Below are 17,553 nucleotides of genomic sequence, written 5' to 3' on the forward strand. Positions count from 1 at the left end.
ATCTGCTATCTGCTATCTGCTATCTGCTATCTGCTATCTGCTATCTGCTATCTGCTATCTGCTATCTGCTATCTGCGTATGATTATGGCGTTGCTGGCGCACAGAGCTTGCTGAGATGGGCGTTTTGGGGCGTTGATGGCATCAACCTTGCCTGAAGCACTTTGAGCGTCTGAGAGAGCATACTGGGCGTTTGGTGGTGAGGTGGCTATCGCAATACAGGCTTTCTGCCCCCATTTTCGATACAGAAAACGGCGGGAGAGAACGAGCAAAGGCGCGGATAAACCGCGCCTTTGAGGTTGGAGACAGTTTCTGCAATCGCATTGAGTTAATGCATCATGCAGCAGTGTCCGTTATTTTTTGATGACTTTAACGGTGTAACGGCCATCGGCTTGCGCATAAGCGCCGTGGATGTCGGTTTCAAAGCCTGGGAAGTGGGCGCCGATTTCGCACAGCATCTGCAGGAAGTCCAGCACTGGGCGGCTTTCTTCGGTGATCATTTCACCTGGCATTACCAGAGGCACACCTGGTGGGTATGGCAGGATCATGTTCGCGTTGATGCGGCCAACCGCTTCATCCAGATAGCACTCTTCCACGTTACCGCGCAGCTCTTCTTGGAAGGCTTCGTGCGGTGTCATGATCATCTTCGGCAGAACTTCGAAGGCGCTAAACATCAGATCTGGCAGTTTGTGCTGGCAGATCAGTTTGTGGATCCCAGCCGCCAGATCTTGGATACGCATGTCGGCGTAGAATTCCGGATCTTCTTGGTACAGGCTTGGCAGGATGTTTTTGATCTTCAGGTTCAGATCATAACCGCGTTTGAAGTCGGTCAGTGCACGCAGCAGGCTGAGTGCTTTGGTTTTGTCGATACCGATGCTGAACAGGAACAGCATGCTGTATGGACCGGTTTTTTCCACGATGATGCCGTGTTGGTCCAGATACTTGGCCACCAGCGCCGCTGGGATACCGGTGCTTTCCAGTTGACCGTCTTTGTTCAGGCCCGGGGTCAGAATGGTGACTTTGATTGGGTCTAGATACATGTGGTCGCTGTCGACATCTTTGAAACCGTGCCATTTGGCTTTCGGATCCAAGTTCCAGCATTCGATGCTGTCGATGTTGTCAGGTTGCCATACGTCAAAGAACCAGCCGTCAGACTCTTTGTTCAGACGCTTGATTTCTTTACGGAAGCGGATGGCGCGCTCGATAGAGCCACGGATCATGCGACGACCGCTGTTGCCTTTCATCATGGCCGCAGACATTTCAGCGGAAGCGACGATGCTGTACAACGGTGATGTTGAGGTGTGCATCATGAAGGCTTCGTTGAAGGTCTCTTCGTTCACATCACCTTTAATGTGGATCATCGAGGCTTGTGAGAAGGCTGCCAGCAGTTTGTGAGTGGACTGGGTTTCGTAAATCACTTTACCCGGTACACGGTCACCGCTCATACCGCATTTGCCTTTGTAGATCGGGTCAAAGTTGGTATAAGGCACCCATGCAGAGTCAAAATGGATGGATTTGACGTCCAGATTTTGCTTGATGAAGTCGGTGTTGTAGAACAGGCCATCATAGGTGGAGTTGGTCACGACCGCATGGACCGGCCACTGGGCATTCGGCGCTTCTTTTACCTTCTGCTCAATGGTGCTGTGCATGAATTCGCTTTTCGGGATCCCGCCCAGAATACCGTAGGCGTTACGAGTTGGACGCAGATAAACCGGCACCACATTGTTCATCATCAACAGGTGAGTCAGTGATTTGTGGCAGTTACGGTCAATCAGTACGGTGCTACCGGCCGGTGAGGAGTACATGCCGACAATTTTGTTGGCGGTGGACGTACCGTTAGTAACGATGTAGCTGCGCTCAGCGTTGAAGACTTTGGCGATGTACTCTTCGGCCTCTTTGTGCGGGCCGGAGTGATCCAGCAAAGAGCCCAGCTCGCTGACGGAGATAGAAATGTCAGACTTCATGGTGTTTTCACCGAAGAAGTCATAGAACAGGCTACCGACAGGGGATTTTTGGAACGCGGTACCGCCCATGTGGCCTGGGGTACAGAAGGTGTATTTGCCTTCATCAACATATTTGAACAGCGCTTTGGTCAGCGGTGGCAGAATAGTGTTGATGTATTCGTCAGTTTTTTGCTCAATTTTCAGCGCAATATCCGCTGCGGTATCTAACGCATACTCAAAGAAAGTGACGTTCAGGCGCAGGTCGTTGAGGCTGACATCCAGTGTTGAGTGAGTATTGGCAAAAGCGTAAACCGGCAGGTGTTCATTCAGTTGGCTGATTTCAGCGCACAGCTCTAAGCTGTACAGATCCCAATCAAAAATCACACCGCAAATGCGCGGGTTATTTTCCAAAAGCTTAATCAAATCTTCGCGATCTGATGGCAGGACAACTTCAAATCCCTTTTGTTCAAGGGTGTCCTGCAGCTGACGCAGTGGTTCTTCTTTGAAGAATGCACCACGCTCACTCATTACAGCAATAATATTCATGCTTGATCCTCACGTATAGAACGTTTTTGTCAAGATATTAGGGTACACGTTGACTCAGTGATGAATTGACTCCATCACGATGAGTTAAAAATAAATTAACCTGGTCAGTATATTTTGATGCTGTGTACGCATTTTCATATGCCGGTTTTTATTTTGCTCGCTCAGCGTTATGGCTGGTCGCTTTTACTTATAAACAAGTCATATCCGAACGAGGAAATAAAACCGTTATCAAACTCGTGTGTTCTTGATTTTATGAACGCCGTTAATATACGCCGCCAAGTGTGTACTGCCCAGAGGGGCGGTTGTGAGAGGGTGTGTCTGATATTTCACTATAACCTATTGCAGTTACAATTATGCGCGCATCATGCTTGATAGTGAATAATTATCAGTGGGTTGCGCCATAATTACGTGTGAGTCACAAAATGAAAGTTATTACATTTGAAAAATAAATGCGGTTATTAGTCATGTTTTGCAATCTTATTATTCTCTGCTGTTTTTACGCTGGCTGTGAATTGTGTCACGGATTTTTCAAGGCGAGAGGCGTAGTGGATATAAAATGCTGTGCCAATAGTTTCTCGTTGAAATAACTTTGCGTTCAAATAATATTCGCTGTTTTGCATTTTATTTTTAAGTGTTTGTATCCTTATCTACTTTAATCGGTGCCTTTTTAAGGTATTGGCTTTTTCATCCCATTATTTTATCGCGCAGGAAACGCAGTGATAAAAAACCAGGATAAAAAAGAAGAGATAAAAACGCAGTGACATTGCCTGCAAGCCGTTACTTAGCAGGTTGCGGGGCGATTCACGCTTTATTCGCTTGCCAGTCAGCGGAGTTTGCCTCTGGTCACAAAATAACCTTTTCCACAGGAATATCATTAGATTAGCAATGGCTCCGCACGGTCGGCTGTACGCTACGGCAAGGTTGCTTGCGGGGTAAGAGTGTCTGCAATTGTCATAACACGTTGAGTTCGGGTAACACGGGCGCGGTGTTTTCACCGGCTCGGCACTGGGGAAAAGGGAGAGGCTATGGCTACAGGTAAGTATTTACGCTGGAAAGACTCCGAAGGTAATGAATTCCGGCCTGTTTCATTGACCGGCATGGATTTGCTCAATGACCGTAACCTGAATAAGGGGACGGCGTTTAGTGAGCAGGAGCGGGCCGATTTTGAGCTAGATGGCCTGTTGCCACCTCAGGTGCAGATGTTTGATGATCAGATTGAGCGGGTATATCAGGGGTTTGAAAGCGCCTCGACCGATATCGAAAAGTATATCTTTTTGCGCTCGCTGCAAGACCGTAACGAAACCTTGTTCTATGCGCTGCTTTCTCAGCATGTGGAGCAGATGACGCCGATTATCTACACCCCTACGGTGGGCAAAGCTTGTCAGGAGTTTAGCCACCGTTACCAAAAGCCGCGTGGGCTGTTTATCACGCCGGAAAACGTGGACAACATGGGGAACATGGCGCGCCATTTTAACGGCAAAACCATCAAGATTATTGTGGTGACCGATAGCCAAGGCATTTTGGGGATCGGTGACCAAGGGGTCGGCGGGATGGGGATCCCGATTGGCAAGTTGTCGCTGTATACCTTGGCGGCAGGGATCCACCCTGCTTGTTGCTTGCCGATCACGCTGGATGTGGGCACCGATAATCAGGCGCTGCTCGACGATCCTATGTATTTGGGGCAGCCCCATAAGCGGATTCGCGGTCAGGAGTACGACGCGTTTATTGAGAAGTTTGTACGTCAGGTGAAGGTACATTTCCCTAATGCAGTATTGCAGTGGGAAGATTTCAGTAAATCGAATGCCTTTAATAACTTAAGCCGCTATCAGCAGGAATTGCCCTCATTTAATGATGATATTCAGGGCACCGGCGCGGTGGTGCTGGCGGGGATCATCGGCGCGGTGCGCAGCAAAGGCGAGACCTTAGGTCAGCAAAATTATCTGGTGTATGGTGCTGGTGCTGGCGGGGTTGGCGTCGCGGATCAGATCTATGCCGGTATGCTGCGTGAAGTGTTAGAGCCGCAGGCGGCGCGGGATCGCATCTATATTCTGGATACGCAAGGCTTGGTGTGTGATAACCGCGATAATCTGGATGAGTATAAGCGCCGCTATGCCAAGCCGGGCGCGCTGCTGGAACAGTGGCGTACTGAAGAGCCGGGCAAAGCTAATTTGATGGATGTGTTGACTCATGTGCCGGTGACGGTGTTACTGGGTACCAGTGGCTCGGGCGGCGCGTTTAAAGAGGCGCATATTCGTCAGATGATGGAGCATTGTGCACGGCCAATGATTTTCCCGCTGTCGAATCCGACCAGTAATTGCGAGGCGTTACCGGAAGATATTTTCCGTTGGAGCGAAGGCCAGGCGATTGTGGCGACCGGTAGCCCGTTCAAAGATGTGCAGTATCAAGGCGAGTCGTACCGCATTGGGCAGGGTAACAACGTGTTTATCTTCCCGGGGGTTGGCCTTGCGGCAATTGTGAGCCAAATTCGCGAGATCTCACCGGATATCTTTACCACCGCCGCTTTTGCTTTGGCCGAGTGCGTAGAGCCTTCCGATCTGGCGCGCGGTACGGTGTATCCGCGGATCAGTGAACTGCGCCGAATTTCGGTGCATGTGGCATCGGAGATCTTAAAAGAGATTGTACGCAATGATCCGCAGCATCCGCTAAACGGCAAAGATCTGATGCAGCACATTGAAGCTTGTATGTGGGCGCCGATGTATCTGCCGTATCGCCGCGTGTAACTGGCGGAGTAAGAGTTAAACGCTGTCTGTACCGGAGTGGTTGTGAGCTGGGCGGTACAGACAGTGTGTGTTTCCTTATCAGCTCCATCCACTGCTTGTTTGTGGAGAACCTTTCCCGCCGCTGCCGTTACCTAACGACAGCGGTTTTTTTATCTCCACTATAAGCTCTCGTAGAGCGGACTGTGGCTTTGTGTGATGCTGCCGTCAGGCTGGCGGCGCAGATGCAGACGCTGTTCGCCATCAGGCAGCGGTTGCGCCAGACTGAGCCAGTTTCCCTGTGGGTCATACAGCACTTCGTACTGCACGTTCGCCGTATCATCGGCGTAGCGCAGCCGGTTTAGCTGACCGGTTGGGCTAAATCGGTATTGGCTCGCGCAACGCGCCGTGGCGTTACGCCACGCAGCGGGTAGGCTATATACCGCGTCGGGATCTGATTGGTCATTACGCTGACGACAACCTTGTTCGAGGGCGCTCAAGCTGCCATCGGCGGCAAATAGCCACAGCGGCCCGATAGGCACGTTGTCTTGCGCGTCATAGTAGCTGATCAGCCGATCGCCCAGTGAAGGGGCAGATTTTGCATCGGTCAGGTAGCGGCTGATGGCACCGTCATTGCGATCGTTACGATACAGGTTGCTGCTGGTGAGGCGCGCTCCACTGAAACTGTAGCTGGGGCCATTGCGTTGACCAGCCTGATAATATTCGACATTGACCAGCAGGCCTTGTTCGTCATAGTCGCGCTGTTCACCTTCAAGCAGCGAGTTAGGCTTATCTTTATCTTGCAGGCAGCTAAAGCCGCGGCAGAGCTTGGGGTTTTCCGGTACCGGGAGTGGCTGCCAGTGACGCACCTGAGCCAGTTGCCCGTTGGGGTGATACATCAGTTGTGCGCCGATGCGCGCATTGTTCTGATAGTGGCTAATTTCTTTAAGCTGTCCGGACGGGTAAAAGAGCTGCTCCTCTCCTTGACGCTCCACGCCTTGAAGATGGGAGATGCGGAGCAAACGCTGCTCGGCATCATATTCGCGCTGTTCGCCGTTGACTTGGCTATTTTGGTACTGGGTATCGGTATAACCGCCGTCAGCCAGACCTGAGCGCCATACGCCTTCATAGTTGCCATTGACCTGTTGACCTTGCTCTGATAACTGCAGTTGGACTTGATTTTCCCCGTTCGCATCTTTGCCCATGACTAAGCGGTAGGATTGATAAGCGCCATGCAGGACTCCGTTCTGGTAGTGCTTTTCTCCTCCGGCGAAGGGAGTATCTCTGCCACGTATCGGCTCATGATAAATCAAGGTTTGCTTCCACAGGCCTTGCGGCTGGTCATTCAGATAGCGACCTTGCCAGAGGTTGTTGGAGGTATAGATGGGTGGAAAAGGCTGGCGGCGGCCCAGTTTCCACTCGCCTTGCCGTTGACCTTGTACGTACTCTCCTTGCTCGAGCAGCAATACGTAGTCACGATCCCACGTTTGCCATTGGCCGTGGCGTATTCCTTGTTGAAAATGCACCACGCGCTCAGGGCGAAGTTCACATTGCTGGGCGATGAAACGCACCTGCTCGCCATCGAGTAAGGTTTCCTCAATCTCATCGGGGTTTTGCTGCAGGCTATCCGCCCGCTGATAGCGCATTTCAGTGAGAATAAACGACTGAAAATTACTGCCACAAGACACGTTTTGGCGATGTAGCAACGCAGTGAGAACGTAGGGAGAGGCCGGTGCAGGCTTATCTGCTGTGGTTGTATTCGTTGCCGGCGCTGCTGGGCGTGTGTGCTCGGGAACGGTCAGCAAAATGGTCTGTACTTGGCCCATTTCACGCGTTCCTAGCTGACTTAACACCACAGGCGTATTGGTCGAGTCCGCTGACCGCGGGCGAAACAGGGCAAAGCCATTTTCATCGAAAACCGCCTGCACTTTCGCTTTGGCCAGTAATGAACCGTGCAGCAGTGCGAGCAGCAGCGGATCGGTCAGTGCACTGTCGTCATAACGTGCCTGATACAACTGGGGAGGAACGGCGAGTAAGGCGCGCCGAGTCTGGTTTACGGTAAAGGGCTTGATGGTTGGTGCTAGCGTATCCAGAAGCGGTTGCAGGCGCGTGAGTGGCACTTGCACATTGGCGGAAGGTGGCGGCGGGGTTAGCCAATCGCCTTCGGCTAAAGTAGCCTCATTTTTACCGTAAGCGCGCAGGCGTTGTCCGGTGGCATCTTCATACATCACAATGACTTCGTCTTCCCCGCCGGTATCCAGATCGGTATAGAACACCGCCTTGATGGGCGAAGAGGAGGCTAAGTTGTCTAAGCGATCCCAAATCTTGGCTTCAGATGGGTGCTTATCGCCATAGGGAAAGGTCACCGGATATACCGCATTCTCAAACAGATAGAAGCGCAGATCGCGCTTTGTTTGCTCGGCTTTGTCATACACATTATTCAGCAGCGGCAGCGGGCCGTGCACCAGCGTGCCTTGCGCGAGCAGAGTGCTGATGTTGGGGAATGCGGGTTGGTGAGCTGTGGTATCCGCGGCGCCTGTTTTGCTGGCGGGTGTATCGGTTGGGATGACGGCGGCGGCGTTGGATGGCGTGGCCTGCGCTACGCTGGTGCTGAGTAATGTTGCCAGTATTGTGACAGTCAGACCACGCAGAGCGGCGCGGGGAGTCATCACTTTTTTAGATGAAGCGTCAAGGGATTGAAAGAGCATCGGGTAGCCTGAGCGCAGAGTAAAATCCATGTAATCACCGCGCATTGCATTGCAAGCAATGGGTGCGCGATAGCGTCGGTAGCGGTGGCAGCATTATCGAACCATATCTAGATCTAGCCATATCACCGTATCTTTCATTATACAATTGCAGTGTAAGCAAAACAGTTGGCGCCATCCAGAACGTGATGGCGGTACACCACAGATTGAAGGAGACCCCAAGATGAGTGTGGAAGGACAGCAGATGATCGGCAAAGTAGCGCTGGTGGTACGTGATTATGATGAGGCGATCGCCTTTTATACTGAAAAAATGGGATTTATCCTGACAGAAGATACGCCACTTGGCGGAGGTAAACGTTGGGTGGTGGTGGCACCGCGCGGCCAGCAAGGAACGCAGCTGTTGCTGGCCAAGGCTGTCGGCGAGCAGCAAGTTGCGGCGATAGGTAATCAAAGCGGTGGACGGGTCTTTTTATTTTTACAGACCGATGATTTTTGGCGTGATTACCATGCGATGCAGCAGGCTGGGGTATCGTTTTGTGAAGCGCCACGGGAAGAAGCGTACGGCACCGTGGTGGTGTTTCAGGATCTGTATGGCAATAAATGGGATTTGTTGCAGTTAAATCCGGCGTTATAACGCCGGATAGTTTTGGGCTGCGATGAACTGCCGTGAGGCTGGTTTTACGCCAGTACGGTAAAAATCTCGGTTTCAGGCAGGTGCGATTTTGGCAGTTTGGCGTTAAAGTCAGACTCTTTGCGATATCCCAGCGCGACCATTGCTACTGCAGTAAAGCCTTGCTCACGCAGGTTCAGCTCTTGATCCAAAATGCGGGTATCACAGCCTTCAATTGGCACGGCATCAATGCCTAGCGCGGCAGCGCCCAACAGCAAGGTTCCCATATTCAGGTAAACCTGCTTTTCCATCCAATGTTGCAGATCTTTGAGGTCATAGCGGTGCATGTTGACGAACAACGCGCGCGCATTCTGGCTCAGGGTTTTAATCGCTGGATCGGCAAAGCGGCCATCGAGCTCTTCGGTGGCAATCAGGTGCTCAAGATAAGCGTGATCGACTCCAGTGCGCGCGCAAAACAGTACCACGTGTGAGGCATTCATCACTTTGGCTTCGTTAAAGCTGTATAGATCTTGGGTGCCTTTGGCCAGACGGCGTTTGGCATTGTCGGTGCCAGCAATCACAAAATGCCAAGGTTGCAGGTTGACACTGGATGGGCTTAAGCGCAGTAGGGCCATCAGCGATTCGACATCGTTATCGCTGATTTTACGAGTGTCATCGAACGCTTTGGTGGAATAACGGGTTTGCGCTGCATCAACGATATTCATGTTGCTTTCCTTCATTTTTCGTCACATTCAGTCCGCTTTCTGGGTAGGACGGATCTTGGTTCTGGCTATCATAAAAGGGATAACGGCGGACGGCACGTGCTTTATGCAACAAGGTGTGTGTCGTATAGGTGGGGTTGTTGTAACGCGTTGAGTTTGAAGAAATAGGCACTTGAGTATCAGGTTATGGGCGTGTCGTTATGAACACGCCCAGTTATCGGTACATGAAAAGCCGATGCTCTCAAATCGCGGTGATTATCAGTGATCCAGATACAGGTAGTGCATCCAGCTGGTCATGCGTAGCAGCACTTTACGCATCACGGCCACGTGTTCGAAATGCTTGGAGTAAATTGCTACTTGCGCATTCACCCCGTCCGGCAGCGCGTATTGGTCGATTTCTGGCCCCAGTAGCAGGGTGACGTAAATACCGTCACGCGAGGGGTCAAAGGTCAATCCTTGCAGCGTGCCTTGGGCTTGGTAACTGCCGTTTGGCACGATCGGGGCGACATTCAGCACTTTAGCAGGGAAGACTTTGCCGGGAATGCCGTTAAATGCGGCTTCCGCTTCATCGCCCGGTGTTATGCTGAGAAATGAGTTTTGCCGAAAGACGGCGGTGATGCGGCGGTCTTGGGCTGGAATAAAGACCATCACCGGTCGCAGCGGCATGGCTACCGCATAGGTGCCCGGTTGCAATAAAACTTGCGTGACATAGCCATCGCTTGGGGCGCGGATAATGGTTTGGTCTAGATTATAACGGGCTTCCGCTAATTGGGCTTTCAGGCTGGCGACTTGTGAGTTATCGCCGCTGATGATGCCATCGAGTTGTGCTTGGATCTGCTCGCGATCCGCAATCGCCGAGGCGAGTAACGCTTCTTGGGCTAAATAGTTTTGCCGAGCATTGGTGATCTCTTGTTCGGAGAACGGGCTGACGGCTTTCTTGCCGCCGCCAGAATAACGCTCGGAGTCGCGCAATGCTTTATCGCGATCGGCTTGTGCGCGGCTGACATTGGCATTGGCTTCACGCACACTGGCTTGCAGTGACGACACTTGTTGTTTAACGGTGACCAGATCCGCTTGCAGCCGCTCGACACGCGCTTGATAGCGGGTGGGGTCCAGTTTAAACAGGATATCGCCTTTTTTGATCCAGTCATTAGACTGCACCAGAACCTCAGTGACCACGCCGGAGACTTGCGGCACGATTGGCACCGAAATCACCGCTTTTTGCGCACGATAGGTGTAAGGATGGTTATAGTTCATGGTCAGCACTAGCGCGCCGACAATCACAATCCCGCCCAAAATGGCAGTCGGAACCGTCCATTTATTAACGGGGATCCGAAACAGTTTAAAGCACCCATACGCAAAGGCGGTATAGGTCAGGATGATGAGTAAATCCATACGTTTCCCTGCTGATTGTTATTCGGTTTCTGAGCGGGTTTCGGCCGGTTTTACTGAGGATTCGAGTACCGCAAGCCGGGCCTTGAGTTGTTGAATTTCGTTTTCCTCAGCATCGAGTTTTTGCTGCACAAATCCCCAACCGCGATCTTCTCGGTACAAGGTGGCCCAAATCCATAAAAACGGCCATAAAACGTGCAGAGTGAACAGGCTGACCCAGCCCGCAACATGGATGGCATCTTGGTGTGGATGGTTACGTTTTTGCGCGATGTGGTAAGGAATATCGTGAATGACGATCACCCCGTAAAAAATGGTGAGCACCACAAAAACCAAGATCCCCAAAGCAAAATAATCGAGGAACATAGGAAGCTCCTTAAATAATTAATGAAATTTTTGCTGCTATTATTTAATGCAGTGAATTAGTTTTGTGGTAATTCATTCATTTTCTGCATATTGATATAGACATTTATTGAAGAAAGTTCAATTTGCGCGTTGTTTATAGCTCCATCTTATTTAAAAGCAGTGGACTATAGCAAAAAAAGTACTTAGCCAACATGAATTATTCATTTTAAGGTATACAAAATCATGAGTGTTATTTTGTTGATAATTCAAGTTGTTATGCTGTGCCTTGTCGATTGGTTGCGTATTTTAGGTATCTATTTATTCAGTGAATGAAGGCGTAGTCTATTAATTCATTTATTGCTACTAATAAATAAATGCTCTTTCAGTGTCGCTGTAACGTTCTTATGACAGCTATATTCTACAATGCGATGAGATAACAAATTGCACCGTATAAATGTATTAGCGTAAGTGCACTCTCAACGAAGCGACAATCAGAGTTAACGGATGAAGTAAGGCATAGCATGAACAAAATAACGTTAAGTTGTGTTTTATGCATGGTATGGAGCGGGTTGTTGAGCGCGCCGAGTGATGCTCAGTCATTGTTGCAAAATGATGAGCTGGTTCGAAAACGTATTAACGCTGCCGCCAGTTTGCTCAGCTTCACGGTAGTGCCGGATGTGACGACCAGCAATTTGTCTGTGGCGTCCGGCAATGTGAATGATGACGATGTTGGTATGCGCCTGACTCAGTTTGGTGGCGGCGCAACCTTAAGCAGCGATTTCCCGCTGTATGCTGAAGGCACCATGGGCTATAGCCGTTATGATCCGCGTTTTATTGTCACCTCGGGTGAAGAGGTGCGCAGTGTGCCGTTTCGTTGGAATGCCTTTTCGGCGGCTGGAGGATTAGGTTGGGATTTTCCCTTGCGTGAGCATTTGGTGTTGCGCCCAATCTTGAATATTTCGTTGGGTACGGTGGCCAGTGATGTGTTGATTGGCCGTCTGATTTTGGAAAATCGCACCGGACGAGAGTTAGCTTTCCTAGATGGCGGCAGTATGAGCTTTTATGGCTATGGCGGCTCGTTAATGTTGGATTATGAATTTTTCTCTGATGCCTATGATATGGATGTGGAAGCGCGTTACTCCAACATCCGTCTCGAGCCATTTCAAAAAGATGACCGTGCGGTGGCCGGCGGCGCGTCGGCCGAGCAGTTGAATCTCTATTTTCGTACCCGTATCCCAACCGGGATGCACCTTTTTGAGCGCCCGGTGCGGGTGGTGTTGGAGTCAGCGCATACCGAATTTCTTGATGAGCAGCGTGGGGCATTGGGTTTTGATTACCTGACCTCGTTTGGCTTGGGGATGGAAATTGATACCAGCAAATACGATATCTGGATCTCCCGCACACGGCTGGTGGCGCGCTATATTACCGGCGATAACACCACCGGCTATTCATTGGGGTTGGCGGTCAGTTTCTGACCGTTCGGCAGTCTCTTTTCCCTGTTTAACCCTTTGTTTGTCTGCTCTTTATTGGCATTTGAAAGACAAATGTAAACGATTACCCGATCTGGCTCACTGAACGCGGTTGAGAAACGGAGCTGATTCACACTTTCCCGGAAAGGCACAAGCAAAATGCGAAGGGCTGTTTTATTTTTGCGCGAAAAATAAAACCCGTTTGATGTGCTGTACATAAGGGAAGTCGTAAATCATGAAAAAACATCTGTGTGCCGTGGCGGTCAGTGCCGCGTTGTTAATGCCCGCCATGTCTGTGGCTGCGCCTGCTGCGTCTACGCAAGACGCTACGCCAGCGGCGACTGCGCAACCCTCTCAGTGGTCAGCGACGCAATTTCGCAATGTCATTGATCGCACCGGTAAGCCGATGTTTATGCGCGATACGGCCTCAAAGGGCCACATGCGCTATAACCCACTGTTTGACCTCGGGGCGTGGCATGGTCACCTGTTACCGGCATCCGCTGCAGAAGCCGGTGGTTTTCCTGGGCCTGCGTTGGTGACCGAAGAGTACATGAATTACATGGCGGATCAGTTTGATCAGCTGTCGGTGTGGAAAAATGGCAAGCCCGTAACGTTTGCGATGCAGGCTTACAGCATCCCTGGCGCACTGGTGCAAGAGCTGACCTCTGACGATGGCGTGACCGTGACGCTGACCCTGCGCTTTGCCTCGAATCGCACCTCGCTGATGGAAACCCGCATTACCAGCAATGCGCCGCTGACGCTGAAGTGGCAAGGCCAATTGATGCAGGCGCATTACGGCGAAAATGGCCAACCGAAAGGGGATAAGCTGACGTTAGCCGAAGCCTATCCGACTTATCAGCGCACCCTTAGTACCATCGATAGCGGTGTACAGGTCGACTTTGGCCGTGTGCGCGATCCGAACGCCTTGCTCACCTCGGGTGAGAGTGCGTTTATGCTCACTCGCTCGTTACCGCATCAGACCCAAATTAGCGCCGATAGCTATCGCGCGCAGGCCGAGATCACCGGCTCGACCGTGTTTTATACCACCTACAGCCATGTGCTGACCGCCGATGAGGCGCGTCAAGAGCGGGCGCGAGTGAAAGAAATTCTGTCTAACCCACAGGCAGTGATGCAAGCCTCTGTTACGCGCTGGGATCAGTATTTGCAGCGTGGGCTGACCAACCCGAATACCAGCACCGAACAGCAGCGCGTTGCGGTAAAAGCGATTGAAACTCTCAATGGTAACTGGCGTAGTGCCGCTGGTGCGGTGGCATTTGATACCGTAACGCCATCGGTGACTTCACGTTGGTTCTCCGGCAACCTGACGTGGCCGTGGGACTCGTGGAAGCAAGCTTATGCCATGGCGCACTTTAATCCAGATGTGGCGATGTCCAATATCCGCGCCGTGTTCTCGCGCCAAATTCAGGCCGATGATCCGATCCGCCCGTACGATGCCGGTTACGTGATTGATGTGATTGGCTACAACATGAGCCCAGAGCGCGGTAAAGCCTCCGGTCAGCCCGATGCCGATGGCGGTAACTGGAATGAGCGTAACACCAAGCCCTCATTGGCTGCATGGGCGGTCTGGGAAGTGTATAACGCGCTGAACAATGAGCATCAGCGTGAGCAAGAAGCCAAGGCGTGGCTGGATGAGATGTATCCGAAGCTGGTGGCTTATCATGACTGGTGGCTGCGCGCTCGTGATACTAACAACAACGGCATCCCAGAGTACGGTGCGGCAACTGACGTGGCGCACAACACTGCCGATGGCAAGATGCTGTTTAGCGTCACTTATGCCGATGGCAAAAAGCAGGAGATGACCGGCATTGAGGCTTATAACGCGCTGCTCGACTCCGGTAAGCCTTATCAGTCGCTGACTATTCCGGCGCAAACCGCGGCTTCTTGGGAATCGGGGCGTGATGATGCCGCCGTGTTTGGCTTTATCGATGAAGATCAGTTAGCGCGTTACGTGGCCAATGGCGGCAGCGCCGGTGACTGGCAGGTCCGTTTTGCTGAAAGTCGCGATCCGAAAACCGGTCAGCTGAAGGGCTATTCCCTGCTGCAAGAGTCGGTCGACCAAGCCTCGTACTGGTACAGCGATAATCACTATTTGGCACAAATGGCCGAGATTTTAGGTAAGCCTGAAGAAGCCAAAGCGTTCCGCAGCCGCGCTGAGAAAACGGCCGATTACATCAATACATGTATGTTCCATGCGCCGAGCGGTTATTTCTACGATATCGAAATTGCAGATAAACCGTTGGCTAACGGATGCGCCGGAGAGCCGCTGTATAAGCGCGGCAAAGGGCCTGAGGGGTGGTCACCGCTGTTTAATGGCGCCGCAACACAGGCGAATGCTGATGCGGTAGTCAAAGTGATGTTGGATCCGAAAGAGTTTAACACCCTGATCCCACTGGGTACGGCGGCGTTAACTAACCCAGCCTATGGCCCTGATATCTACTGGCGTGGCCGCGTGTGGCTGGATCAGTTCTATTTTGGGGTAAAAGGGATGGAGCAGTACGGTTATCGTGCACAGGCGGTGGAGCTGGCAAATAAGCTGTTCCGTAATGCCAACGGCCTGACGCAAGATGGCCCGATCCGTGAGAACTACAACCCAGAAACCGGCGCTCAGCAAGGCGCACCGAACTTCTCTTGGAGCTCAGCGCACTTGTATATGCTGTATCACGGTTTTTTCAGTGCGGATAAAAAGTCGTAACGATAACGCTAAACAGTAATAAAAAGGCCGGTTGCTTGTGCATCCGGCCTTTTTATTTATCTGCCGGTACGTATGGATTTGTTTTGCGTTTTAATAGTTGAGGTTAGGATTATTGCAAAACGTAAGTTCTATGAGTTTAAATATATTTATTGTAGGTGGTATTTTTCTGCGCTGGCTCTCAGTTATTTTTTATTCCCTTTGTTTTCAGTGTGGTTATAGATGGCATTTTCTTGTGTTGTACCGATAAATATTTTTCCTAAACACCTGTTTACAAGGGGACACCGCAGTTAATTACTTTTAAGCCAAGATTGTCATGCGTCTTTTTTTGTCCATTAAATATCTGTGTGGAGTTAGATTTTCCGTACGCGATATAAAAGCCGACATTTTAAGTCGGATAAAATAATCAAGAGAATGACAAAATGGCTAATCTGGTATGTAAGAAGCACGTAATATGTGCGCTACTAAATGCGGTGGGCATACTTTCATTTCCACATGCACAAGCAGCGTCGATAAATAACAACTCAGATTTACTGGCACACTATCAACAGCAAAGGATCGTGGATATTGGCGCTCAATTGGGTGCGTCGGTCGTTGCTATGACGCCATCAGGGCAATTTGCGGTGGGTGGAATGACTTTATCGCAAGGTTCACAAGCGTTTTTATGGAGTGCGACACAGGGAATTTCCTTATTACCGGTTCCCTATGCATTACGCGGTGGGATAAGTCGAGCGTCAGCCATCAGTAATGATGGGCAATATATCGTGGGTTTTGTCGATTATAATCCGTCGACTACCTCCGGGGCGGTCAGCCAAGCCGTCATGTGGCTCGGTCCAGAGCAAGTCAGTGTTTTACCCACATTAAATCCACAACTGACCGGTTCGACGGCCAATGCGATTAGCGGTGACGGTGCCATTATTGCTGGCGCTAGTACAACCGCTGACGCCACCTTACATGCGGTGTATTGGGAGCGTGAAACGTCCGCTATTCATGATTTGGGGTCATTAAATAGTGCCGCAGGGCAAGATTTTTCCAATGCCCTTGCGCTGAACCAAGAAGGAACCATTATTGTCGGCGTAACCAATACCACCGATAGCACTTTTCGAGCATTTCGCTGGACAAAAAATACTGGGATGGTGGCCTTACCCAGCTTAGGAGGGGCGTCGCAAGCCAACGGGATCAGTAATACTGGGCGTATCATCGGGGATTCTATCAATGGCAGTGGTGAAAAGCGGGCCGTGTATTGGGACAACGCCACCGTGCATGATTTGGGTACATTAAAATCGGATAATTCCGGCCAAAGCCAAGCCAAAGCCATTACGCCAAATGGAACATTAATTGTGGGGGAGGCCAATACCGCCCAAGGCACAACCGGCTTTATCTGGAAAGAAGGCGCGGGGATGTTCTCGGTGGCAGATTGGCTCAAGCATGCCCATGTTCAGGCCGAGGGAATGCCGGTGCGCAGCGTTAATGCGATTTCAGCTGATGGCACAACTATCGCAGGGCAATTGATGAATGGGGATGGTTATGTGGCACATCTCATTGCCCTTAATGCACCGGCGGTGGTGAATCCGGCGCATCCTGATACTGGACCTGTAAAACCTGATCAGCCTAAGCCAGAGCCTGAGCATCCTAGTGATCACCATGTGGTTAAGCCGGGTTATCACGCCAGTGGTATCGTCGAAACTCGGCAGGTGGTGTCCTCCTTGTTCTTTGTACAACGTAATTTAGAGGTACAGCGTCAGTTTCTGGATGTGGCCGCGTCACAGGCCGATTGCGCCAGTTTTGGCGCCGATGGGATGTGCGTCAAAGCGCAGGCTGATTTACGTTTCCGTGGTGGTGAGGTGCAATATCGAGTGCCGGCAGCTAGTCTGACCGTCGCCTACCAATTTTATCCACAGTGGCGCTTAGGGTTATCGGCCATGGCTGCGGATATGCACATTAAAGATGCCAACGGTGGCCGTATTACGCAGCAAGCACCGGCCTTTACTCTGTTTACCGGCTACGGTAATGCGGGCGAAGCAGGATGGAAAGCCTATGCTGGTGTCACTTTACTGGATGCGGGGATGGATATTGAACGGGCCTACCACAATGGTGATGCCCGAGAAATCGGTTATGGCCATACACGCACCCGTGCCTATGATGTTAATCTCAGTGGCGGTTATACCTTCACACCGTACGCCCATGTACAACTGACCCCGTATCTTGCTTTGGGTTACCACTCCTTGCGTTGGAATGGTTATGACGAAGTCGATACCTCCGTCTTTACCGCCCATTTTGATGGTCTACGTAGCAAAGTCACCTCGGCTGCTCTTGGGGTAGCAACGCAGTGGCAGGTCAGCGCGCGCTCTTCACTGGGCTTGGATATCAGCGTCGAGAAAAATATCAAGCAACACAACA

10 protein-coding genes are annotated in these 17,553 nt (G+C 51.1%); 5 read left to right on the plus strand and 5 right to left on the minus strand.

The window, feature by feature from the left end:
• Window positions 1-350: 350 nt before the first annotated feature.
• Window positions 351-2,486 carry a lysine decarboxylase gene (gene cadA, locus L975_RS15300; protein WP_010862326.1) on the minus strand — a complete coding sequence of 712 codons (2,136 nt, stop codon included), beginning with the start codon at window positions 2,484-2,486 and terminating at the stop codon, window positions 351-353.
• Window positions 2,487-3,511: 1,025 nt separating this feature from the next.
• Between cadA and L975_RS15305 the strand changes: the two genes are divergently transcribed.
• Window positions 3,512-5,227, plus strand: a complete 1,716-nt coding sequence (locus tag L975_RS15305) for an NAD-dependent malic enzyme (RefSeq protein WP_047709238.1) — start codon at window positions 3,512-3,514, stop codon at window positions 5,225-5,227.
• 158 nt (window positions 5,228-5,385) lie between these two features.
• Here the strand turns inward: L975_RS15305 and L975_RS15310 are convergent, their stop codons facing one another.
• The gene (locus tag L975_RS15310; RefSeq protein ID WP_177326655.1) at window positions 5,386-7,941 is read right to left on the minus strand and encodes a toxin-antitoxin system YwqK family antitoxin; all 2,556 of its coding nucleotides are present in this window, start codon (window positions 7,939-7,941) and stop codon (window positions 5,386-5,388) included.
• A 190-nt stretch (window positions 7,942-8,131) separates the two neighbouring features.
• Here L975_RS15310 and L975_RS15315 point away from each other — a divergent pair, with 190 nt between their 5' ends.
• On the plus strand, window positions 8,132-8,542 hold the full coding sequence (locus L975_RS15315; protein WP_047709240.1) for a VOC family protein: 411 nt from the start codon (window positions 8,132-8,134) through the stop codon (window positions 8,540-8,542).
• A 44-nt stretch (window positions 8,543-8,586) separates the two neighbouring features.
• Here L975_RS15315 and L975_RS15320 read toward each other — a convergent pair whose 3' ends face one another.
• The 3 genes from L975_RS15320 to L975_RS15330 all read right to left on the minus strand — a co-directional run bounded on the left by L975_RS15320 (window position 8,587) and on the right by L975_RS15330 (window position 10,995).
• Window positions 8,587-9,243, minus strand: coding sequence for an oxygen-insensitive NAD(P)H-dependent nitroreductase NfsB (locus L975_RS15320; protein WP_047709241.1), 657 nt, complete (start codon window positions 9,241-9,243; stop codon window positions 8,587-8,589).
• A gap of 255 nt (window positions 9,244-9,498) precedes the next feature.
• Complete coding sequence (locus tag L975_RS15325; protein ID WP_047709242.1) at window positions 9,499-10,635, minus strand: HlyD family secretion protein; 1,137 nt, start codon at window positions 10,633-10,635, stop codon at window positions 9,499-9,501.
• Window positions 10,636-10,653: 18 nt separating this feature from the next.
• Entirely contained in the window at window positions 10,654-10,995 is a 342-nt protein-coding gene (locus L975_RS15330; protein ID WP_039045472.1) for a DUF3302 domain-containing protein, read from the minus strand.
• A 551-nt stretch (window positions 10,996-11,546) separates the two neighbouring features.
• Here L975_RS15330 and L975_RS15335 point away from each other — a divergent pair.
• The 3 genes from L975_RS15335 to L975_RS15345 all read left to right on the plus strand — a co-directional run.
• A complete protein-coding gene (locus L975_RS15335; protein WP_230400823.1) occupies window positions 11,547-12,449 on the plus strand; it encodes an autotransporter domain-containing protein in 903 nt (300 codons plus the stop codon).
• 229 nt (window positions 12,450-12,678) lie between these two features.
• The gene (gene ygjK / locus L975_RS15340) at window positions 12,679-15,156 is read left to right on the plus strand and encodes an alpha-glucosidase (protein ID WP_052181531.1); all 2,478 of its coding nucleotides are present in this window, start codon (window positions 12,679-12,681) and stop codon (window positions 15,154-15,156) included.
• A gap of 557 nt (window positions 15,157-15,713) precedes the next feature.
• Window positions 15,714-17,553: autotransporter domain-containing protein (locus L975_RS15345; protein ID WP_047709243.1), on the plus strand; the 1,840-nt coding region annotated here is incomplete at its 3' end.

Source organism: Plesiomonas sp. ZOR0011, from assembly GCF_000800945.1.
Classification (GTDB): Bacteria; Pseudomonadota; Gammaproteobacteria; order Enterobacterales; family CAMTGL01; genus Plesiomonas; species Plesiomonas shigelloides.